This is a genomic window from Pseudovibrio sp. Ad37 (genome assembly GCF_001623075.1).
In the GTDB taxonomy this organism is placed as follows: Bacteria; Pseudomonadota; Alphaproteobacteria; order Rhizobiales; family Stappiaceae; genus Pseudovibrio.
In genome coordinates, this window is the sequence record NZ_LMCF01000102.1 from 1 (window position 1) to 22,085 (window position 22,085).

Consider the following 22,085-nt stretch of genomic DNA (forward strand, 5'->3'; position numbering starts at 1 on the left):
GTATCCGTTGCGTGAAGCCCAAATAATCATCGAAAGGTGGAGGATACACTACAATACCAAACGCCCCCATAGTGCGCTGAACTTCCGCCCACCGGCTCCTGAAGTAATCATTCCAGTAGACCAAAGGCCAGTCATGCACTAACTTTCAAACCGGACCACTCAAGTGGGGCTGATCACAAGGCCTAAACGCAAAAAACTCCCAGAAGGGAGCTTTGCTAAACCTCTTTATATACCATGAGGTTAAATGGTGAGCCCGCACGGGTTCGAACCGTGGACCTACTGATTAAAAGTCAGTTGCTCTACCAGCTGAGCTACGGGCTCTCAGGCGCGTCTGGTGTGGTCGCTGCCTGTGAAGGGTCTTCTAAGGATTGCAGGTATTTAGCGCAAGCGCTTTTTTTGATTTTCCACACTGTGCATTGAATTTGAATCAAGTATGCATCTTACGTCTCGCATAATCACGAAGAGAAGGCGGCTACACTTAAGTGCCTTCAGCGAAGAATGCGCCTCATACGCGCTAATGCCGAGAGTTAAGAGTGGGAGCTATCATCAGACTTCCCCCCTAGGGCATATTGTCTCGATTTCTCCGTAAAACTACAACCTAAAGCTCATTCAGCCATGCATTTTCACAGCAATTCATGGGTTTTAAGTATCCTTAACAAATGCAGATTATTCAGTTAAATACGAATAAATACAAACAGTTACGACAATAAAAAATTCCGTGACGCAGAGCATCATCGTGCAAATTCAATCAAAAGTTGTGAAATATCTAAATACTGTGGAGATGCGTGTTTTGATCAATTAGTGGAGTTGGCTTTTTGATCTGTCGCAAAGAACTCGCCTCCGAATAAGCGCACCTACTTAATGTATATTTTTCATGCGAGATAAGGTTTCTCGGAAATGCGAGCTCTCAGGTTGCGCACTGTCTTCCTTCTAATTTTTACGTTCTTTCTCAGTGCGTCGAACTATGCGATAGCTGCGTCGGATTCTTCAAACCGTGTTCTCGACTTTGCCAAAAAAGTTGAGGTCACAAAATTCTTTCCTAAGGCCGACAAGTACGGTGCACTGCGCGAGGACATCGCAGTGTTGCCAGCAATGGCCGGAGATGACGTTTTAGGTTGGGTATTCCTAACCACTGATCTCGTTTCCACAACAGGATATTCTGGCAAGCCTATTGATACGTTGGTTGGTATCAATCCAGACGGCATGCTTACAAGCGTTCAGCTGGTAAAACACGCGGAACCAATCGTCCTGATTGGTATTCCTGATAGCGAGATCAAAAAGATCACCGAGAACTACGCAGGTCTCGATATCAAGAAAGAAGCAGCGCAGGGCGGGTCGGCTCATGAGCTGGATATTATCTCCGGCGCGACCGTCACCATTATGGTGATTGATGATTCCGTCGTGAGAGCAAGCCTGAAAGTGGCGCGCACCCTCGGACTTGGTGGCCTGAAAGGCGCTACTACTGACACTGGTCCAAAATTTGTCATCGATCCAGAAAAAGCAGAAGTCTCTGACTGGATGACAATGACTGGTGATGGTTCTATCCGTCGTCTGACGCTCGATGTGGGCCAGGTCAACGCCGCTTTTGTAGAGCAGGGCAATCCCAAAGCCATCAAACGTCCAGAGAAGGGACCAGAAACCGACTCTTACGTCGATATGTTTATGGCGCTTGCTGACGTCCCAACTGTAGGTCGTACGATCCTGGGAGACGCAGAGTATGCCAATCTGAAAAATCGCCTTAAAGAAGGTGAGCACGCCATCGTAGTTCTCGGTCGGGGTCGATATTCTTTCAAAGGCACAGGCTACGTACGTGGTGGCATCTTTGATCGTATTCAGCTGATCCAGAATGACATTTCAGTACGCTTCAGAGACCGTCAACACAAACGTCTCGGCGTTGTGGCTGCAGATGATGCGCCAATGTTCAAAGAACTGGACATGTTCACCATTCCTGCAGACTCTGGTTTCGATCCAAGTAAACCATTCCGGCTGCAGCTTCTTGTGCACCGTACGATTGGTGCAATTGAGAAAACCTTCCTGACATTTGATCTGGGCTATCAGTTGCCGCAGCAATACCTGAAGAAGGTAGAGGTTGTGCCAGTTGCAGCAGCAGATGCAGGAAATGGAGAAGGCGCAGTTGCCGCTCCTGCAGAAGAAGGCCGCGTAGAGCTTTGGCAGCGCATTTGGAATGATCGCCAGGTTGATATCGCGATCTTGGGCATTGCACTTACAATCCTGACAGGCGTTTTCTTCTTCCAGATGCAGGTTGCCAAATCAGAGAAGTTTACCTTCTGGTTCCGTATTGGCTTCCTAACCTTCGTCTTGGTCTGGCTGGGCTGGATGGAAAACGCGCAGCTCTCTGTTGTAAACGTATTGGCGCTCTTCTCAGCGCTGACGACAGAATTCAGCTGGACCGCGTTCCTGATGGATCCACTCGTGTTCCTACTGTGGTTTGCTGTTGCAGCAGCACTCATCTTCTGGGGGCGTGGCGCATATTGCGGCTGGCTTTGCCCATTTGGTGCACTTCAGGAACTAACCAATCGGATCGCGAAGTTCTTCAAAGTTCCACAAGTCTCACTGCCTTGGGGATTGCATGAGCGCCTCTGGGCCGTGAAGTACATGATCTTCCTCGCTCTATTTGGCTTGTCACTCTACTCATTGGCAGTTGCTGAGCATTATGCAGAGGTTGAACCATTCAAGACCGCAATTATTTTGAAGTTCCAGCGCGGATGGCCGTTTGTCCTGTTCGCTGTGGCGCTCTTGACCGCGGGTCTGTTTATCGAGCGGTTCTATTGCCGATACCTCTGTCCGCTTGGTGCAGCACTCGCCATTCCAGCACGCCTACGCATGTTCGACTGGCTGAAGCGCTACAAAGAGTGCGGCAATCCATGCTCCCGTTGCGAAAAGGACTGCATGGTTGGAGCGATCCACCCAGAGGGCAACATCAATCCAAACGAATGCCTGAACTGCCTGCACTGTCAGGTTCTGTATCAGAGTGACGACAAATGTCCGGTCTGCATTAAGAAGCTTGCCAAGCGCAAGAAGTTCGAAGCGCAGACGGGTATTTCAAAGACGGAAAAGGGCACTTCCGTCAAACAACCGGCTTAGGCCAAATCTACTAGAAAGTATCAAGGGAGACTTTCATGACTGATAGAAAAGAGACAGGTCTGTCACGCCGCGCATTGCTCGGTGGTACTGCTAAAACAGCCGCTGTTGCGGGTCTGGGTGCAGTGGCAGTTGCTGGCGCTACTGGTGGCATCACTGCTGCACAGGCAGCTGAAGGTAACGACTTCCACGTTGCTCCGGGTGACCTGGACGAATACTACGGCTTCTGGTCTTCTGGTCAGGCAGGCGAGCTGCGCATTCTGGGTATCCCATCCATGCGTGAACTGATGCGCGTTCCGGTGTTCAACCGTTGTTCTGCAACCGGTTGGGGCCAGACCAACGAATCCAAAAAAATTCTGACAGAAAACCTTCTGCCAGAAACCAAAGAGTTCCTTGCAGCTCATAATATGGACACATACGACAACGGTGACCTTCACCACCCACATATGTCCTTCACCGACGGCAAATATGACGGCCGCTACCTGTTCATGAACGATAAGGCAAATACTCGCGTTGCACGTATTCGTCTTGACGTGATGAAAGCAGACAAGATCATCGAAGTGCCAAACGCGCACGACATCCATGGTCTACGTCCTCAAAAATGGCCTCGTACAGGTTATGTCTTCGCAAACGGTGAGCACGAAGCTCCACTCGTAAACGATGGTAAAATCCTTGATAAGCCTGAAGAATATACCTGCATATTCACCGCGATTGACGGCGATACCATGGAAGTCGCATGGCAGGTGATTGTATCCGGTAACCTGGATAACTGTGATGCGGACTATCAGGGCAAATACGCATTCTCAACCAGCTACAACTCAGAAATGGGTACCAACCTGGCAGAGATGACTGCGTCCGAAATGGACCACTGTGTTGTCTTCAACATCAAACGCATTGAAGAAGGCGTCAAAAACGGCGACTACGAAATGCTGAATGGCGTGCCTGTTCTTGATGGCCGTAAAGGCTCCAAGTACACCGCATACGTTCCAGTGCCGAACAGCCCACACGGCTGTAACACTTGCCCAGACAAAAAACACGTTATGATCGCTGGTAAACTGTCTCCAACAGTTTCTGTTATCGACGTGGACAAGCTGGATGCAGTGTTTGACGGTGCAGATCCACGTTCCGCAGTTGTTGCAGAACCTGAGCTGGGCCTTGGCCCTCTCCACACAGCATTCGATAACCGCGGTTTCGCATACACCACACTGTTCCTCGACAGCCAGATGGTTAAATGGGACATCGACAAAGCAATCCGTCAGTACGCTGGTGAAGAAATCGACCCAATCCATTCTAAGATTGATGTCGCTTATCAGCCAGGCCACAACCACACTTCCATGGGTGAAACCCTGGACGCTGACGGTAAGTGGCTTGTTTCCCTGAACAAGTTCTCCAAAGACCGCTTCTTGAACGTTGGTCCTTTGAAGCCTGAAAACGAGCAGCTGATCGATATTTCTGGCGACGAAATGAAGATCGTTCATGACGGCCCAACATTCGCTGAGCCACATGACGTCATCATCGTTCACCGTTCTCTCGTGAACCCAGCATCTGTTTGGGATCGTAACGACCCAACATTCGCTGATGCAGTTGCACAGGCAAAAGCAGACGGTGTTGATCTGGAAGAAGCAGAACACGTAATTCGCGATGGCAACAAAGTTCGCGTTTACATGCACTCTGCAGCTCCGACTTTCTCTCTTGAGAAATTCACCGTGAAGCAGGGCGATGAAGTCACCGTTTACGTCACCAACATTGATGACATTGACGATCTGACACATGGCTTCTGTATCTCCAACTACGGTGTAGCAATGGAAGTTGCTCCTCAGGCAACTGCTTCTGTGACCTTCATTGCTGAGCGTCCAGGTGTTCACTGGTTCTACTGCCAGTGGTTCTGTCACGCACTGCACATGGAAATGCGCGGCCGTATGTTCGTTGAGCCTCGCGACGCATAAGGGAGCAGCGGGCATGACAAGGTTGTTCTGGCAAACATTGCTGGGAGCGACGGCTTTGATTGGCGTGAGCGTTTCTGCTCACGCCACTGAAATCCCTGTTCCTGCACAGCCTGATGCCTTAGCCCGCGCCTTAGAAAAGGCGCAGGACGGAGACGTTTTGCGCCTTTCTGCTGGAATTCATCAGGGACCGATCATCATTGATCGGTCTTTGGTGCTTAAAGGAGAGCCAGGCGCAGAGCTTAAAGGCAATGGCAAAGGCTCAGTAATAACTGTCGAAGCACCAGATGTGGTCGTCGATGGACTGGTCATTACCGGTTCAGGTCTTTCCAACCAAACAATCGATTCAGGCGTGAAGCTGACAAAAAAAGCAGATCGTGCCCGAATTACAGGCAATAAGTTCCTCAACAATCTGGTGGGTGTGGATGCACACGGCCCAGATGATGCTTACGTTGCCGATAACCTGATTGAAGGACGTCGCGATCTGCGCCCCAACGAGCGCGGAAACGGCATATATGTCTGGAACTCACCACGACTTGTCGTGGAGTTCAACACCATCAAATATGGCCGTGACGGTATTTTCGTAAACACCAGTCCAAACGATACTCTGAGAAATAACTATTTCCAAAACACACGCTTTGCCGTGCACTATATGTATGGCAACAAAGGAACTATCTCCAACAACGTCTCAGTAGACAATCACATTGGCTACGCTCTTATGTTTTCCGACAAGCTAACCATCACAAACAACATTTCTGATGGAGATCGCGACCACGGCTTGATGCTGAACTATGCAAACAATGCCGTAATCACCGGAAATCATGTGAAAGCATCGCCTGAAAAATGTTTATTTATGTACAACGCTAACAAAAACAAAGTCGACGGAAATACGTTCGAGCGTTGTGAGATTGGAGTTCATTTCACAGCTGGTTCCGCTAAAAACAAGTTTTCCAACAATGCTTTCATCGGAAATAAAACTCAGGTCAAATACGTGGGCACACGTCACCTTGAGTGGACCTATGAAGGTCGTGGAAACTTCTGGAGCGATCATTCAGCCTTTGACATGAACGGAGATGGAGTAGCCGACACCGCCTACCGGCCAAACGACATGGTCGATCAAATTCTCTGGACGCAACCCGCTGCAAAACTGCTTACCGGAAGTCCTGCGGTTCAACTCCTCAGTTGGACGCAGTCTCAGTTCCCGGCGCTTTTGCCAGGTGGAATCGTGGACACAAAACCACTGATGCATGCACCAGAGTTAGCAAAGCCGAAGGTAGGAGCAAGAAGATGAATAATACAGTTCTTCGAGCTGAAAACGTCCGCATGACCTTCGATGGACGGGATGCTGTAAAAGATCTTTCATTTGAACTGGGAAGCGCAGAGAGGGTTGCGCTCCTCGGACACAATGGGGCAGGGAAAACGACATTCTTTAAGATGTCACTTGGCTTTCTAACCCCAACAGATGGACGGATTGAAGTTTTGAGCGCAGAGCCTGGCAGTGATAAAGCACGCGCATCCACTGCGTTCCTGCCCGAATCTGTTGCCTTTCAAAGAACATTGACAGGTGTCGAAGTTCTCAAATACTACGCAAAACTAAAAGGCGAAGATGCAAAGAAAGCCATTGGTTTGCTCGAGCGGGTCGGACTTGCAGAAGCAGGACGCCGCCGCGTTGGGACATACTCAAAAGGCATGCGTCAACGTCTGGGGCTGGCACAAGCATTGATCGGGACACCAAAACTTGTCCTTCTTGATGAGCCAACAAGTGGCCTTGATCCGATTTCTCGGCAAAATTTCTACGATTTGGTGACTGAGATTTCAGGGAACGGAGCAACAGTTTTGCTGTCATCTCACGCTTTGACGGAAATGGAAGCACGCACTGATCGCATCTTGATCATGTCCAAAGGCAAGCTGGTCGCAAACGATACGCTTGACCATTTGCGGACTGCAGCAAGATTACCAATCCGCCTCAAGGTGAAGTCGAAAGAAGAACCTGCTGAGCAACTGGCGAACCGCTTGGGTGGCACTCCGGTAAATTGTCGCTCAGTAGAAATCATGTGTGCACACGAAGACAAGATCGCAAGAATCGCTGCGGTCACCAGCCTTGGCGCGATGATCGAAGATATCGATGTCCATCTGCCAACTCTGGATGATGTGTATAAGCACTTCTCCGAAAAAGCAGATCTCGAAGATAGTGCAGGGGAGGCATAAAGGTATGTTTCAACGCATCCTCACTGTAGCTCAGCAAGAATTCCGGATTGGCTTACGAAATCGCTGGATCTTACTTTCTGTTGTGATCCTGAGCGCGTTCTCGATGGCACTGGCCTTGCTCGGTTCAGCCCCCGCTGGCACGCTTGATGTAAGCCGCATGACAATCACTGTAGCTTCTCTGTCCAGCCTGTCAGTCTATCTGGTTCCGTTGATCGCGCTGCTTCTCGCTTTTGATGCTGTTGCAGGTGAAATCGAACGCGGGACCTTGCTGCTGATCTTCTCTTCACCAATGACGCGAAGCGAGTTCCTCATTGGCAAGGCTGTCGGACATATCTGCGTTTTACTGCTGGCTCTCACTCTCGGCTACGGATCAACCGCATTGATGCTGGCAGCAACCGGCGGCGGTGACACCAGTGGTTTCATTGATTTTGCGCGGCTGATCGCAACCTCAGCCATCCTCGGCTTTGCATTCCTGTCTCTTGGATACATCGTCAGTGCACTCGTGCGCCAGGTGACGACAGCAGCTGCAATGGCGATCGGAATTTGGCTGGTACTGATCGTGCTTTACGATCTGGCATTGTTAGGTGCACTGGTCGCTGATAGCGAAGGCTTCTTTGCCTCCAGCGTGTTCCCATTCGCTCTGTTGGCAAATCCAGCGGATGCCTTCCGCTTGTTCAACCTTTCAGCACTTGATGCCAACGCCATGGTCGGCGGTATGGCAGGCGTCGCTGAAAGCCTTCCATTCCCGCCAGTCGTTGCTCTTGCATCCATCTTTGTGTTTGCAGGTGTTGCAATGTCTGGTGCAATCCTGCTGCTTAAGAGGGTTTCCCCATGATGAAGAAACTATTCGCAGTCGTTGGTGTCACGTTGCTTCTGGCAGCGTGTCAGGAGAAAGAAGAAATCGTCAAGCCGGTCGCCATGGAACTTAGTGTCGAAGCTGCAGGTTTCTACTGCCAGATGACTGTTTTGGATCATGAAGGGCCAAAAGCTCAAATTCACTTGGCAGGTAGCCCGTTTCCACTGTGGTTCTCGCAGGTACGAGATGCAGTCGCCTTCACACGCTTGCCTGAAGAGTCCAAAGATTACGTCGCGATCTATGTGAACGATATGGACAATGCAGTCAGCTGGGAGCAACCAGGCAACAACAACTGGGTTGATGCCGATGCAGCATACTTCGTTATAGAAAGCACACAGAACGGTGGCATGGGGGCACCAGAGGCAATTCCATTTGGCACACAAGCAGGTGCTGAAAAGTTTTCTTCTGAAAACGGTGGTAAGGTTGTGAAACTGACAGAAATTCCTGATGAATACGTGCTCAAACCAGTTGAATTCGAACTCAGTGATGCGTCAAGCAACTAGCCCAGACTACAAAATCTGAAAATACAAAACGCTCCAGAAATGGAGCGTTTTTTGCGTCTAAACCAGTTTCACTGAATGGTAAGTTGTTTCAGTACTTGCAACGCTGCGGATAGCCAACCCTCAGATCTGGATCGCCAACCACAATCAGCTCATCAGGATCACACGTCACACTTTCCGTTGGAGAGCTGTCAAAAGGTCTGAACTTGAGTGCACGATGCCCGCAAATGAGTGTGGTTTCACCGCAAATGAACCCAACTTCTTCAGTGCTCCTATGCTTAACAATAGAACCAAGTTCAGGCTCACCAAAAGACATATCCGCAGTCAGCAAGTTCAAAAAATCAACTTCAGGCGTCGCATCTGCAGCATGCATGCTTGCCGTTTTCAAGAGATCGTCAAAAATATCATGCCGCGCAGTCGAATGTTGACTATCTACTTCGTTTGAATGTTCAGCGCGATTTAAGTCGATGGGCATAAGAGTTCTTTCAACTAGAGAACTAAAAGCAAATGTAAAAAATACCAATTCAGACGAACAATCTGATTATGTCCAATCTTTATGCGCCTTTCACATAATCAAGAAGGGAGCACAAATTAGAGTTGAATTGGATAATAAATCCATATCGTAGATTTCAACAGCTGGAAAGGTAAATAAACTCAAGTTTTAAATAACCTGAGCAATGCACATTAAAAATCAAAAAACAGAGGCACAACATAAAAGCAAACTAATCTTTAAAATACAATACCTTAACCCAATATTACATGAGATTTAAAAGACACATTCATGACGTATGCACAATTACTAAGTCAAATTCATAAGACAAAAAATCAGAGAAAATAGTTTCATAGCGGCAGATAGAAATTAGGTAAATTCCCCCAACAATAACTGTAAAACACCCACATTCACTGAAACGATTAAACTGAAGGAAGTGAACTCGAAACGACATTGTCGAAAAGAGATAGACAAGGTATTCAATTAAGAACGCAATATAACAAGTTGTTTGGAAAAAGTCTTTGAATTTATAACAACAGCGCCAAAGGGTCGGCAAGGTCGCAAGTAAATGTGTCTTATTGCTCATTTCGTTTCAGCATCTCGTGATAAATACGAGCAAACATCATGGAAACGAAATTCATAGGTCCTTTGCTACCCGAGCCATACACTTGTGCTTCGATTTCTAATGCCTGGGTCCACGCCTGATCAATTAAATCCAGATCAGTCTGTTTCACATCCTCTTCCATCTCATTTAGAATCTCAGTGTCTTCTAGAAAATCGACATCATTAACACCGTGAATTCCAAAACGAAGAAACTGCTCGTTGACACCGAGAGCTTGTGCCAACTTTCCGAGGGTATCACCACGCGGATTATCTATTAAACCTTTTTCGATCTTATAAAGATTGTCATAACCAACGTTTGCACGTCGAGCCAAATCTTTGACCGTCAGATCATTCTGTTTTCGTAGTTTTTGAAGCCGCTGTTGCCAAGTCATGGTCGCTCTGCAGTTGCTAAAAACATAATCTCGTGGAGAAGTATTCCAGTTAGTGCAATTAATCTATGGCTAGTTTGGTCGCAAATAAATAAGCAAATGAGATATCCGCAAGAAATAGGGGAGCTGCCTTCTGTGTTGTCTTTAGCCAATCTTCCACCTCTTATAAATTGCTGAAACAGCACCCCCACCAAAATCTTAGGTTGTAGATTTAGTTTCGGCAAAAAGTGACTTTTGCACCTGTTCTCTCACCTCTGATGTTTAGAACACCAATATTGGGCTTGTCAGATGAGTAGACCATGAGTAAATGGGGCAAAATCATTTCTGGAAGGGGATAAATGGTTGCCGAATAATCAAGGTACCGCCCATGCCGTCTATGGTATGGGGCGCTGGGGTAAAGATCTTCTCTCTGTGCTGCCAAACGGCGATATAGCACTTAGTAATCCTTTGATGCCGGACGCTCCCAAGGTGAGTCTGCCGGAGATCGTTCACGACCTTGAACAACGTGGTATCCATTCTCCACTTTTGCTGCGCGTAAGTTCGTTCCTGCAAAACGAAATCGCTCACATCAACAACTCCATGGCAGATGCGATCAATCGCGTCGGCTATAAAGGCAAATATCGCGGTGTTTTCCCGATCAAGGTCAACCAGCAGGCGCAGGTTATCGATCGTATCGTTGAGTTTGGCCGCCCTTACTCTTATGGGTTGGAAGCGGGCTCCAAGCCCGAGCTTGTTATTGCCCTTGCGCACCGCTTGCCCAAAGAGGCTCTCATTGTCTGTAACGGCGTAAAAGACGAAGAGTTCATCCGCCTTGCAATTCTCTCGCGCAAACTGGGCTTCAACACCATCATCGTGCTGGAAAGCCCAAAAGAACTCGATACCGTCATTAACGTAGTTGAAGAGCTGGGCGAAGAGCCGCTACTAGGCGTGCGCGTTAAGCTGACGAACCAAATTGGCGGTAAGTGGGAAGAAAGCTCCGGTGATCGGTCCACATTTGGCATGAACACTGATCAGCTGGTGTCTGTGATCGACAAGCTCCGTGATGCGAAACTCTTGCACTGCCTGAAATTGCAGCACTCTCATCTTGGCTCGCAGGTTCCTGATGTCAACGACGTCCGCCGTGCAGTTGGTGAAGCCTGTCGCTACTTTGTCGAGCTGACAAGGGAAGGGGCAGAGCTAACCCATCTTGATCTCGGTGGAGGCCTTGGGGTCGATTACACTGGTGAGAAGAAGGCAATTGAAAACTCAACCAACTACTCGGTTGAAGAATATTGCGCGAATGTCGTGGAGACCGTTGCTTATGCAATGGATGAAGCAGAACTAACGCACCCCACATTGATCACTGAAAGTGGGCGTGCCGTTGTCGCAACCTCTTCAATGCTGCTCTTCAATGTTCTTGAAGCAACGCTGTTTGATGCGCCAACCGCACCTAAACCTGAAGCAGACGATCACCACATGGTTGCTGATCTTGCCGCCGTTGAGGGGTACCTTAACGCAGAGCGGCTTCAGGAGTGTTTGAACGACGCCTCATTCTACCGCAATGAGCTGCGTGCGCTCTTCCGCCGTGGGTATATCGATCTGCGCCAGATGGGCCGTTCCGAGCGCATTTATCTGCATTTGATGTCCAAGATTAAAGAGCTGGCGCCACCGACAGGTGTTGCTCCCGAGATCGACGAGCAGCTGGAGAAGGTGGCAGATATCTACCATTGTAACTTCTCTTTATTCCAGTCCCTGCCAGACGTTTGGGCCATCGATCAGCTTCATCCGATCGTGCCACTACAACGCCTGAATGAAGCACCGGATCGCCGCGCCGTTCTTTCTGACATTACCTGTGACAGTGATGGTAAAGTAGACAAGTTCATTTTGGCCGACGGCATCTCACCATCTTTGCCGGTCCATACACTCGAAGAAGGCAAGCCATATTATCTTGGCGTTTTCTTCGTTGGTGCCTATCAGGAAACGCTGGGTGATCTGCACAACCTGTTCGGCGACACCAATGTGGCAACCATTGATCTGCGCGCTGATGGTGGATTTGATCTGCTTCAGGAAGTTGAAGGTGATACAATCTCGCAGGTTCTTTCCTATGTGGAATATGATCCACGCGACTGCGTAGACGCTTTCCGCAAGCTTATCGATGAGGCGGTTTCCGCCGGCACACTGAAGAACGCTGATCGACGCACGTTGGTTGCCGCTTACCGCGACAGCATCAACGGCTACACTTACTACGAATAATCCAAGGACCGGGGAATAGGCATGAGTAAGACTCTGGTAATCGGCGCAGGCGGTGTTTCCTCCGCAGCCGTACATAAAATGGCAATGAACTCGGATATTTTCTCCGAAGTTACGCTGGCATCTCGTCGCAAGTTTAAATGCGATGACATCGCAAAAAGCGTGAAGGCAAAGACCGGCGTTACCATCAAGACAGCTGAAGTTGACGCGATGGACGTTGCAGCGGTTGTTGCCCTCATCAAAGAGAGCGGCGCTGAGTTGCTGGTGAACCTGGCACTGCCGTATCAGGACCTGAAGTTGATGGATGCCTGTCTGGAAGCTGGCATCAACTATCTGGACACCGCAAACTACGAGCCGGAAGACGAAGCCAAGTTCGAATACCACTGGCAATGGGCGTATCAGGAGCGCTTTAAAGAGGCTGGCCTGACCGCGATCCTCGGCTCTGGCTTCGATCCGGGCGTAACCTCCGTTTTCGCAACATGGCTGAAGAAGCACAAGCTCGACACCATCCGCCAGATTGACGTTCTTGATTGCAACGGCGGCGACAACGGCAAAGCATTTGCAACCAACTTCAACCCAGAAATCAATATCCGTGAAGTAACTGCAGATGCACGCCATTGGGAAAAAGGCGACTGGGTGACCTCTCCAGCCATGACCCACAAGGTTGCTTTCGACTTCCCGGGCGTTGGTGAGAAGAACATGTACCTCATGTATCATGAGGAACTGGAAAGCATGAAAACGCACTTCACCGAGATTGAACGTGCGCGTTTCTGGATGACGTTCGGCGATGCTTACATCAATCACGTCCGAGTGCTTGAAGGCATTGGCATGACCTCAATTGAGCCAGTCATGCATGAAGGCAAGGAAATTATCCCGCTGCAATTCCTGAAATCAGTTCTGCCAGATCCAAGCGATCTGGGCGAGCTGACCAAAGGCAAGACCTGCATTGGTGACATTGCAACGGGTCAGGCAAAAGACGGCTCTGGCGAAAAAAACTATTACATCTACAACATCTGTGATCACGAAGAGTGCTATGCAGAAGTAGGTTCTCAAGCTGTTTCCTACACCACCGGTGTACCTGCGATGATTGGTGCCGCCCAAATCCTGAAAGGGAACTGGAATGAGCCGGGCGTGTGGAACATGGAACAGCTGGATCCAGACAACTTCATGGACATGCTGAACGAGCACGGCCTGCCTTGGCAGGTTCATGAGCTCGACGGTCCGGTTCAGTTCTAAGCTCATGGCAGAAATGATGCAGACACAGGCTGGTGATGCGGGGGCCTTCAAAGAGTTTGATCTCTCCCGTGTGCCAAGCCCCTGTTTTGTCGTTGATGAGGTTGCGGTTCGCCGCAACCTCTCTGTACTTAAGGACGTAGCAGACCGCTCAGGCGCTCATGTCCTCGCTGCACTAAAGGCTTTTTCCATGTTCGCACTAGCGTCAGTGGTGCGCGAATATTTGGATGGCACCTGTGCATCGGGGCTTTATGAAGCACGACTAGCCCGACAGAAGTACGGTGGAGAAATCGCAACGTTCTGTGCTGGATATAAAGCAAGCGAGATTGATGAGATCATTGGTTACACCGACCATATGATCTTCAATTCACCAGCTCAAAAAGATCGTTTCCTTCCAAACATCCGCGCTGCTGAGCACAATGTAGACGTAGGCCTGCGTATCAATCCTGAGCACTCTGAAGGTGAGGTCGAGAAATATGACCCATGTGCTCCATGTTCTCGCCTGGGTTTTCCAATCTCGCAGTTAAATGCAGAGATGCTGAAGGGCGTTGACGGCATTCATATGCACACATTGTGTGAGCAGGAATTCGAACCGCTCCAGCGCACGTGGGAAGCGATAAAAGACAAGCTTGAACCATATTTCTCACAACTGAAATGGATCAACTTCGGCGGCGGCCACCACATCACCCGTGAAGATTACGACCGCGATGCGTTGATTGCCTTCATCAAAGATGTACGAAAAACGACCGGATTGGAAGTATATCTGGAGCCGGGCGAAGCTGTCGCATTGGACGCGGGCATTCTGATTGGTGAAGTGTTGGACCTACCAATTAACACCATGAATCTGGCGATTGTCGATATTTCCGCAACTTGCCACATGCCAGATGTGACTGAGGCTCCCTATCGTCCGGCGATGCTGGATGAAGCGGAGGAGGGGCATACATACCGCCTTGGCGGCCCATCGTGCCTCGCAGGTGACGTGATTGGCGATTACACCAGAGCAATGCCACTTAATGTTGGTGATCGCTTTGCTTTCCTCGATCAGGCTCACTACTCCATGGTTAAGACCAATACCTTCAACGGCGTTCCTCTGCCAACAATCGCGCTCTGGAACTCTGAAAGCGATAAACTCAAGATCATTCGCGAGTTCTCTTACAACGACTTCTTGAGCCGTCTTTCCTAAAGGTACGAAATGTCTGTTTTTCTTGACAGTGAGCTGACTGAAGCAGAACGCGAAGCAGAAGACGCTCTCTTTACGATTATTCCGGTTCCCTTGGAACGCACTGTCTCTTATGGTTCGGGTACAATAAAAGGTCCCGAAGCAATCATTGAGGCCAGCAATGAGCTGGAGCGTTGTTGTAACGGCGTTGAACCGTGCGCCTCCGGCATTGCAACGCAAAGCCCAGTCGACTGCGATGGACCTCTGCCAGAAGTTATGGAGCGTCTCGCTCAACGTACAGAAGAAGCGGTTAAAGCAGGCAAAATTCCAGTCACTCTGGGTGGTGAGCATTCTTTGTCCTACGGCGCAGTCTCAGGCGTAGCCCGTGCACTTGGTAAGCCAGTAGGCATTGTGCAAATTGATGCGCACGCAGATCTTCGCATCGCTTATCAGGGCGAAAAGCATTCCCATGCTTCTGTCATGAACCTCCTAGTAGAAGAGGGGAACTCTCTGGCACAGTTCGGCGTGCGCGCGCTTTGCCAGCAGGAGATGGACAGCCGCAAAGACAACAAAGTGTTTTTTGTCGACGCCGAAGAACTGGTCACCAAAGGGCTGCACACTGTTGACCTGCCAGAGGATTTTCCTGAGCACATCTACATCTCCTTTGACGTAGATGGCCTCGATCCCTCTCAGATGCCAGCAACTGGGACCCCAGTACCGGGAGGCCTTGGATATTACCAGTCACTGCACCTGGTAGAGCATGCACTAAAAGGCCGCAAATGCGTTGGTCTCGACGTGGTTGAACTGGCGCCAGATGGAAATGCCGCATGGGATTTTACAGCAGCTCAGATCACCTATCGCCTGATGACTGCTGCAATGATCTCGCAAGACTAAAAGTATAATATTTTCAACAAACACGAAGAGCTGCAATCGCACGTTTGCAGCTCATTTTTATTGGAGGCAAGCAAGACGCCTCTAGCTCACCTCACCACAAGACCCAGCTCTTTTGCTCACTCACTCAATTGGATGCACACAACTCCGTTTGCGTCTTCTTCCGCATCCTCCAGTGTGTGTTGCACTTCTCCAGCCAGACGAATGCTTTCCTGAACCAGCACGATATAATGAGGAGTCGCTTTGAGCTTGTTGTCTCGAATATAGTCCAACGTCCGCTCATGATTAATGCCGATATCGCAAAAATTATCCATGGTATCGACCAGGAAGATCTCTTTGATCATTTCCTCTACCGTTTGCGCAGCAACAGGCAATACAAATAGGCAGGTAAGAGCCCCAGCCAAAATCAATCGCTTCATGACAAAATCCCCATGGAGAAATTGACAGTTTGGCGTCACCATATTCACATGTCCACGGGATGTGCGGCTGAATGGAACGAAAAGGTACCATAAGGCCCCAGCCGCTTCCATTTTCGCAAATGTCTTGACTTATACACATCGACAACGTGCATTGAAATATAAGGATAATTTCATTGCAAAATACCAGTGCGAAGCAATCTACTTATGCAATATGTTGGCACAGTAATCAGCTTGTAGTGGCCGACAAAATACTTGTTGTTGCTAACTGGCAGCACCGAGGCTGCCTAAAAGGCAAACCTATCTAACTATATGAAAGATAAACTCAATACATCATGAGTTCATATTTTAGTTTTCTTGATGTGTTAGTATCTCAGGCCGTCAAAAGCGCTTGTGGTACTTTTTCGTTCTTCTCAGCTGCACAACCCTATTGATATTTCCAGAGAAGGGGTCTATCAGCTTTTCAGAGCCATGGAAGACGATTGCAAGAACTCATGGCAACGGCAAAGATATTGACCTGATTGCCAATGATTTTCGCAACTGGTGCCACGGACAGAATATACCGCTCAACTCCCCAACAATTGAAAAGACGTTCACAGGGTTCTGCAAGCGGGCAAGGCTGTAGTATCCCATCAAATATAAACGGCATTTATGTGATGAAACGTATAGTTTTTGTTGTATGCATCATCGTGATGATAATTTTCATCATTTTTGTATACCCGCGCCCCTTCAAAAAATCAGACTTAGAGTATCTACGCCCAGACGCTGTTAATGCGCAGGCTCTCGATTTTGAATCTACAGGCCTATTTGGAGGATGCCAGATTGAGGTATACTCCATTGCGAAACAATTTTTAAACGTTAAAGAGCTGGCTACATATACAGGATCTTTTAGCTCTAGACTGGAGCCTCTCTTTTCTCCATGGGTATCTGCATTAGATGAAATATTGCTAGAGACAAGCTATTATAACACTCTCAACTTTGACGAATGCACCCAGTCCCTGCAGAAGCACTACATCGGATTGAATTGGGATGAAGTGATCAGCAACCCAAATGAATTATCACTATTCAGAGTTGGCGGGATGACCCGTTTTTCAATTCCCTTATCACATGCTGACACTATCGTCGTAGCAACAATAATAAACAATAATAGCAAGCTAATTATTCTAAAAGGGGGAAGGTAAATGACTTGGTCTTTTGATAGAAGTTCTTTGAAATGGTATGCAAGTGACTATTCAGATTTAAACATGACAACTGTAAATAATCTTCTTTCATATGGTCAGCCTTGGCAACCTAATGATGTAAAATACGATCATGTTACGCAATCTCTTTACGCTAATACTGGTAACGTAACTGTAGAAATGCCGCAAAACCAAGTGATGACATACGGATATGGATCTGGCGTCACTTTGGACGATTTTGGCGTCTCTAAAATTCTCGGAAAAGGGGTTAATCTTGCGAACGGATACTATACCAAACAGGATTTGATTGACGAAGGATTAGCAACAAATTCTGACTTTTCTGTCAGTAGTCAGCTATACACCCCCGGCCTAAATATCGCTGACGGTAGTATCTTTGAAGCATATGTACATGGAACTGTTCGCTTCGGAATTGGTAGTGAAAGTAAATTCATAGTAGTTGATGGGAAATTCGTCGAAATAGAAGCGGATCTCCGTGCTTATGACGATAATTTTGACTTTGAATCATCAACAATACCTGACTGGTTGAACGGTGTCGTGCTCAGCTCAGTCGGACCAAATGGAGCATTACCACCCGGTGCGAAAGTACTTATTTCTTACCGAGGCGACGGACGGAGTGTTGTTATCCATCCGGAAGATTTTTGCTTCCTTGCAGGCACCCCAATTTCCATGTGGGACGGCACCAAGAAACCGATTGAAGACATCCGCCCCGACGATATCGTTACCTCCTACGACGAGAACGGCAACCTGGTTCCCGGCCGTGTCAAGCGCACCAAGACCAACCGCGCCAAACACATCCTCGACTTCCACGGACTGATGGTCACTCCCGGCCACGCCATCTACTGCGCTGATGGCAAATTCAAAGGCCAGCACGTGCCAATCATCGACATCCTGCGTTCAGACGGCGCTATCCAAAAGGAAGACGGCACCATCATCAGGGCTGCCACCAATTGCCGTGTAGGTTCTCTGGAAGACCAATTCGTCTGGGTGCTGGCCGGCCCCTCAAACGGGAACACCATCACAGTCACAGACAAAGCTCAGCTACGCCTCGGCACCAAGGCACTACTGCCCGATGGCAGCACCAGGTCCATTCTTGACGGTCTTATCGAAATCTACGGCCCGGTCGACAAAATGGGGTTTTGTAAGAATGGTCAGAATGTTTTGAGCCATGTGTTCCACTGGCCGTTTGGTGACAAGCTACCCAAGCCGGAAGACTACGTCCTGAAAATCTCAGCCCTGACGACACAGGACATCTACCAGCACGGTGAATGGGAACAGGCCTTCCCGCCTCGTATGCCAGCCCCTCTTCAGGGCGAGGCTGGTGGCTCGTTCAAACAAGATCCAGTCCTGCAAGCATCTGCCCCGCCCAACATACCGCTGTCCATGCAAGACACCGCTAATCAACCCAGGATGAGCCGCAAGCAGCGCCGCGCCCAGGAGGCCAAACAGCGCAAGAACGCCAAGGCAAGCCCCAGAACTCTCCACTAACGACACTGCCCTGGCCCAGAGCACTTCTGGGCCACTCCCTCACATCCCCATTCCCCGATCTGTGTCACGGCCCGCCCGCCTCTGGCGCTCCAAATCTCGATCTTTCCTCAAGCGGAGTTCATAGGAAGCCCCAACTAGCGCTCGTGGGAGCTGTCCAGCTCGGCCCTGAGTTGGGCGGACTGCTCTTGCAAACTCACCAGCGCCTCGCTCAAGGTCTGGCAGTGCCCGGTTAAGCTCGGCAAGGTGCCTGCCAAGTGTGCGACCTGCCCGCTCAAGGCGTTGATTTGCTCCTGCTGGGTGTCGTGGTTGGCGACGATCTGGGAGGAGAGCTGAAGCGCTTCTTGTGTTGCCTCTCTCTCGTTCTTCAGCTCCTGCTCGAGCGCGTCCAAGGCGCTCTCGTAGCGCTCCTTCAATCCGTCCAAACCAGCCTTGAATTGCTCCCGTTCGAGCTGCGATTGCGCGTGCAGATCGTTGTAATGCACTTCCAATTTGTTCAATGCGGCTGAGAGCTGTTTTTCCAGTTCCGTCATGGCTTAATTCCCGATTTTCACGACCTGCTGTTTCTGCCCCGTTTCCGGGTTTGTGATTGAGAACCCCGACTGGACGTTCAGATCCCTCCCGTCCTGACGGCTCAGGAACGTCCCTGACGGATCTTTGATCACGTCCAGCCCTATCCCGCTCAGCGCTTCTTGTTCGCGTGTGTTCGCGGCGATCTGGTCTTTCTGCTCGCTCTTCAGTTTTTTGATCCGGACGTCCAGGGCGGTTTTCTCGGCTCTCATGGATTCCAGCTCGGATTTGTCCCAGTTGAACACTATCCAACCCAAGCCGAAACCGCTCAGGACGATCAGGACTGAGACGGTCAGTGCCCAAATCGTCCACACGCTCGCCCTTTTGAGCTGGTGCTGGCTCACCTCGCTGTACCTGCCCAGTTGGTCCTCCAGAGCCGTCAGATGCGCGCTCAGGCTCTTGTCCGCGCTCTGGATAGTCTCGACCTTCATCTGCTCGATAGCGTTTGAGGTGGTCTTCAGCGCGTCTTCGCACGCGCTTGCCGAGTTCTGCGCGTGCAGCTGCAGCGCAGCTGCGAGCTTGCCCATCTGGGCCTTGCCAGTCTTCTCTAGCTCGGCCCTGTGATTGTCCAACGCCTTCCTGTCTTCCTCGATCTTGGCTTGCAGCCGCTCGTTCAAGCTGCCCGTCATATGTGGGATGTGCGGCTGAATGGAACGAAAAGGTACCATAAGGCCCCAGCCGCTTCCATTTTCGCAAATGTCTTGACTTATACACATCGACAACGTGCATTGAAATATAAGGATAATTTCATTGCAAAATACCAGTGCGAAGCAATCTACTTATGCAATATGTTGGCACAGTAATCAGCTTGTAGTGGCCGACAAAATACTTGTTGTTGCTAACTGGCAGCACCGAGGCTGCCTAAAAGGCAAACCTATCTAACTATATGAAAGATAAACTCAATACATCATGAGTTCATATTTTAGTTTTCTTGATGTGTTAGTATCTCAGGCCGTCAAAAGCGCTTGTGGTACTTTTTCGTTCTTCTCAGCTGCACAACCCGATACTCCCACCAGTAAAACCGGTTTGAAGCGCATCGTCATGCATTGGACTGCCGGAGCGGACGGCGTGAATAGCCTTGAACGGAACCACTACCATCTCATCGTGGACCGCAAAGGCAAAGTGCATGCCGGAGCTTTAAAGCCGGAGGCGAACGTCAATTGCCGTGACGGGCAATACGCGGCCCACACCAGAGCGCTCAACACAGGCTCTATCGGTATCGCGATGGATGCCATGGCAGGGGCGACGGAATCCCCATTCAATGCTGGCAAATACCCAATCACCAAAGAGCAAGTCCGTGCATTTGCTGAGGTCGTGGCCGACCTGTGTGAAACTTATCAGATTCCGATTGCTCGCCAGACAGTCCTTACACACGCTGAAGTACAGCCAGTGCTCAAGGTCCGGCAACGCTGTAAATGGGACATCACCTGGCTTCCGGGCATGGAGCGTCCCGGTAAACCAATTGAGGTCGGAGACCGACTGCGCGAGCTGATCAAAGCTGCTGTGCTCTCCTGACAAAACTCCCCCACGAAGCTTAAGGAGCTTTACATCATGTTGAAGAAGATTTTTGGCTGTGCCTTTACAGGTGTGGTGACACTATCGCTGTGTCTAGCGTTTGCTTTCGCCCCAGTGCCTGCACAGGCCGCCGCTATCGATTTATCACCAATTTTGGCACCTGTGCTGGACATTGTATTTCCAGTGTTTGGGGTCGTTCTTATTTACCTTGCCAAACGCACCTTGAATGCTTTTGAGGACCGAACAAACATCCAACTTGATGATCAACTCAAAGCGCGTTTGAACGAAGCCCTTATGAATGGGGTGATGTTTGGGAAATCCAAGATCAAAGAGAAGTACACCGGTAGGCCGCTTACTATTGATACCCAAAATGAAATTGTTGGGCATGCGGTGAACTATGCGGCTAAGGCTGTTCCTGGCGCTATTGATTACTTCGGTCTCACAACTGGTCGCATCATTGAACTTGCAGAAGCCCGCCTACAGCAAGATCTCAATGGGGACGGGCTGATTGGGGCTGTAAAGAGTTATTCCGAACTGAATAATCAAACACGATGATCCTTAAGTTCATATCTGGGCTGGTCGCAGACTTTCTTCGCGGCTGGCTCAAGGATAAGCGCCATGAGGAGCTGATACGCCGTGACGCTATTAACACCATCAAGATTCAGCAGGCACAGGCTCTTGCGAATGCTCGCAAGCGTGTCGCTGGTCGTAGCTCTGACGATGCCCGTAGGAGGGTGTCAGAAAGGGCTCGGAAACGGACCCAAGCCAAAAGCCGTTGATCTTTGCCCAATCCTCAATGAGATCGAGTGGGAGGAAAGTGACGCTGACGTGGTTTCAGAGAAACTCCTTACGTCACTTGATATGATCACTGAACTTGAAGAAGACGAGGGCTGCAATGACACTTCACAGAGAAAGGGCAAATCATGAGTGACCCGTTACAAGCTGTGTTGGGGATTAAACTCATCCACCTGGCCGCTGGTTTCTTTGGAGGGCTCGTCCGGGCAATCGTGCACCCCAAGAACTCTCTTATGTTCACCATCGGCACTACCATCGTTGGAGCGTTGTTTGCAGCCTACCTCACCCCACTAGTCTTGCCCTTTGTATTGAGTTGGTCAGGGGTGAGGGATCAAAGCATAGAAGGTGCGACTGGATTTGTGCTCGGCCTATGTGGGCTGGCTTTTGCAGAGGGGATTGTAAAAATGGCCCGCCGATGGCGAGACAACCCGACATTGCCCAAATGTAAAGATTGAAGTTGTGTGATGAAAAATGCAGTTCTGTAGTTGAACTCCCACTCTCCGAC

Annotated in this window: 22 protein-coding genes and 1 tRNA gene; 17 read left to right on the forward strand and 6 right to left on the reverse strand. The window is 49.5% G+C overall.

The window, feature by feature from the left end:
- The coding region (locus PsAD37_RS27635) for an integrase core domain-containing protein (protein ID WP_153039769.1) at window positions 1-142 on the forward strand (142 nt) is incomplete at its 5' end.
- A gap of 103 nt (window positions 143-245) precedes the next feature.
- Here PsAD37_RS27635 and PsAD37_RS16115 read toward each other — a convergent pair.
- Window positions 246-321, reverse strand: a tRNA-Lys gene (locus tag PsAD37_RS16115).
- 576 nt (window positions 322-897) lie between these two features.
- Between PsAD37_RS16115 and PsAD37_RS16120 the strand changes: the two genes are divergently transcribed.
- The 6 genes from PsAD37_RS16120 to PsAD37_RS16145 are packed head-to-tail and all read left to right on the forward strand — an operon-like array spanning window position 898 to window position 8,612.
- Window positions 898-3,105, forward strand: coding sequence for a NosR/NirI family protein (locus tag PsAD37_RS16120; RefSeq protein WP_063297016.1), 2,208 nt, complete (start codon window positions 898-900; stop codon window positions 3,103-3,105).
- Between the two features lie 35 nt (window positions 3,106-3,140).
- Window positions 3,141-5,048, forward strand: coding sequence for a TAT-dependent nitrous-oxide reductase (gene nosZ, locus PsAD37_RS16125; RefSeq protein WP_063297017.1), 1,908 nt, complete (start codon window positions 3,141-3,143; stop codon window positions 5,046-5,048).
- Between the two features lie 13 nt (window positions 5,049-5,061).
- On the forward strand, window positions 5,062-6,336 hold the full coding sequence (locus tag PsAD37_RS16130; protein WP_063297018.1) for a nitrous oxide reductase family maturation protein NosD: 1,275 nt from the start codon (window positions 5,062-5,064) through the stop codon (window positions 6,334-6,336).
- Entirely contained in the window at window positions 6,333-7,253 is a 921-nt protein-coding gene (locus PsAD37_RS16135; RefSeq protein WP_063297019.1) for an ABC transporter ATP-binding protein, read from the forward strand. The genes PsAD37_RS16130 and PsAD37_RS16135 overlap by 4 nt, the downstream gene beginning before the upstream one ends.
- Before the next feature lie 4 nt (window positions 7,254-7,257).
- Window positions 7,258-8,088, forward strand: coding sequence for an ABC transporter permease (locus PsAD37_RS16140; protein WP_063297020.1), 831 nt, complete (start codon window positions 7,258-7,260; stop codon window positions 8,086-8,088).
- The gene (locus tag PsAD37_RS16145) at window positions 8,085-8,612 is read left to right on the forward strand and encodes a nitrous oxide reductase accessory protein NosL (RefSeq protein ID WP_063297021.1); all 528 of its coding nucleotides are present in this window, start codon (window positions 8,085-8,087) and stop codon (window positions 8,610-8,612) included. Before PsAD37_RS16140 ends, PsAD37_RS16145 begins: the two co-directional genes overlap by 4 nt.
- An 88-nt stretch (window positions 8,613-8,700) precedes the next feature.
- On the opposite strand, the gene PsAD37_RS16150 is transcribed toward PsAD37_RS16145, so the two are convergent.
- Window positions 8,701-9,084 (reverse strand): hypothetical protein, encoded by a 384-nt coding sequence (locus tag PsAD37_RS16150; RefSeq protein WP_063297022.1) that lies wholly within the window; start codon window positions 9,082-9,084, stop codon window positions 8,701-8,703.
- Between the two features lie 590 nt (window positions 9,085-9,674).
- A complete protein-coding gene (locus PsAD37_RS16155) occupies window positions 9,675-10,094 on the reverse strand; it encodes a helix-turn-helix transcriptional regulator (protein ID WP_063297023.1) in 420 nt (139 codons plus the stop codon).
- Window positions 10,095-10,433: 339 nt separating this feature from the next.
- Here PsAD37_RS16155 and speA point away from each other — a divergent pair, with 339 nt between their 5' ends.
- Genes speA through speB form a run of 4 tightly spaced genes read left to right on the forward strand, consistent with a single transcriptional unit; the run spans window position 10,434 to window position 15,606 of the window.
- Window positions 10,434-12,323, forward strand: a complete 1,890-nt coding sequence (gene speA / locus PsAD37_RS16160; protein ID WP_084407864.1) for a biosynthetic arginine decarboxylase — start codon at window positions 10,434-10,436, stop codon at window positions 12,321-12,323.
- 21 nt (window positions 12,324-12,344) lie between these two features.
- Window positions 12,345-13,556 (forward strand): saccharopine dehydrogenase family protein, encoded by a 1,212-nt coding sequence (locus tag PsAD37_RS16165; RefSeq protein WP_063297025.1) that lies wholly within the window; start codon window positions 12,345-12,347, stop codon window positions 13,554-13,556.
- Window positions 13,528-14,736 carry a carboxynorspermidine decarboxylase gene (gene nspC, locus PsAD37_RS16170; RefSeq protein ID WP_208991913.1) on the forward strand — a complete coding sequence of 403 codons (1,209 nt, stop codon included), beginning with the start codon at window positions 13,528-13,530 and terminating at the stop codon, window positions 14,734-14,736. The genes PsAD37_RS16165 and nspC overlap by 29 nt, the downstream gene beginning before the upstream one ends.
- Before the next feature lie 9 nt (window positions 14,737-14,745).
- On the forward strand, window positions 14,746-15,606 hold the full coding sequence (gene speB, locus PsAD37_RS16175) for an agmatinase (protein ID WP_063297027.1): 861 nt from the start codon (window positions 14,746-14,748) through the stop codon (window positions 15,604-15,606).
- Window positions 15,607-15,722: 116 nt separating this feature from the next.
- Here speB and PsAD37_RS16180 read toward each other — a convergent pair whose 3' ends face one another.
- Complete coding sequence (locus PsAD37_RS16180; protein WP_063297058.1) at window positions 15,723-16,022, reverse strand: hypothetical protein; 300 nt, start codon at window positions 16,020-16,022, stop codon at window positions 15,723-15,725.
- A 524-nt stretch (window positions 16,023-16,546) separates the two neighbouring features.
- Between PsAD37_RS16180 and PsAD37_RS16190 the strand changes: the two genes are divergently transcribed.
- Window positions 16,547-17,200, forward strand: a complete 654-nt coding sequence (locus PsAD37_RS16190; RefSeq protein ID WP_153039770.1) for a hypothetical protein — start codon at window positions 16,547-16,549, stop codon at window positions 17,198-17,200.
- Window positions 17,201-17,263: 63 nt separating this feature from the next.
- A complete protein-coding gene (locus PsAD37_RS16195) occupies window positions 17,264-18,703 on the forward strand; it encodes a Hint domain-containing protein (protein ID WP_153039771.1) in 1,440 nt (479 codons plus the stop codon).
- A gap of 134 nt (window positions 18,704-18,837) precedes the next feature.
- Here the strand turns inward: PsAD37_RS16195 and PsAD37_RS16200 are convergent, their stop codons facing one another.
- Both PsAD37_RS16200 and PsAD37_RS16205 read right to left on the reverse strand, forming a co-directional pair.
- The gene (locus PsAD37_RS16200) at window positions 18,838-19,233 is read right to left on the reverse strand and encodes a hypothetical protein (RefSeq protein WP_063297031.1); all 396 of its coding nucleotides are present in this window, start codon (window positions 19,231-19,233) and stop codon (window positions 18,838-18,840) included.
- Between the two features lie 3 nt (window positions 19,234-19,236).
- On the reverse strand, window positions 19,237-19,887 hold the full coding sequence (locus PsAD37_RS16205) for a hypothetical protein (protein WP_153039772.1): 651 nt from the start codon (window positions 19,885-19,887) through the stop codon (window positions 19,237-19,239).
- Window positions 19,888-20,179: 292 nt separating this feature from the next.
- Here PsAD37_RS16205 and PsAD37_RS16210 point away from each other — a divergent pair, with 292 nt between their 5' ends.
- The 4 genes from PsAD37_RS16210 (at window position 20,180) to PsAD37_RS16225 (ending at window position 22,035) form a co-directional block, all read left to right on the forward strand.
- Window positions 20,180-20,785, forward strand: a complete 606-nt coding sequence (locus tag PsAD37_RS16210) for a peptidoglycan recognition family protein (RefSeq protein ID WP_084407866.1) — start codon at window positions 20,180-20,182, stop codon at window positions 20,783-20,785.
- Between the two features lie 36 nt (window positions 20,786-20,821).
- The gene (locus tag PsAD37_RS16215; RefSeq protein WP_063297034.1) at window positions 20,822-21,340 is read left to right on the forward strand and encodes a hypothetical protein; all 519 of its coding nucleotides are present in this window, start codon (window positions 20,822-20,824) and stop codon (window positions 21,338-21,340) included.
- Between the two features lie 129 nt (window positions 21,341-21,469).
- Window positions 21,470-21,712: a hypothetical protein gene (locus PsAD37_RS16220; RefSeq protein ID WP_063297035.1), complete on the forward strand. Its 243-nt coding sequence runs from the start codon at window positions 21,470-21,472 to the stop codon at window positions 21,710-21,712.
- Window positions 21,709-22,035: a hypothetical protein gene (locus PsAD37_RS16225; protein WP_063297036.1), complete on the forward strand. Its 327-nt coding sequence runs from the start codon at window positions 21,709-21,711 to the stop codon at window positions 22,033-22,035. Before PsAD37_RS16220 ends, PsAD37_RS16225 begins: the two co-directional genes overlap by 4 nt.
- Window positions 22,036-22,085: the final 50 nt, after the last annotated feature.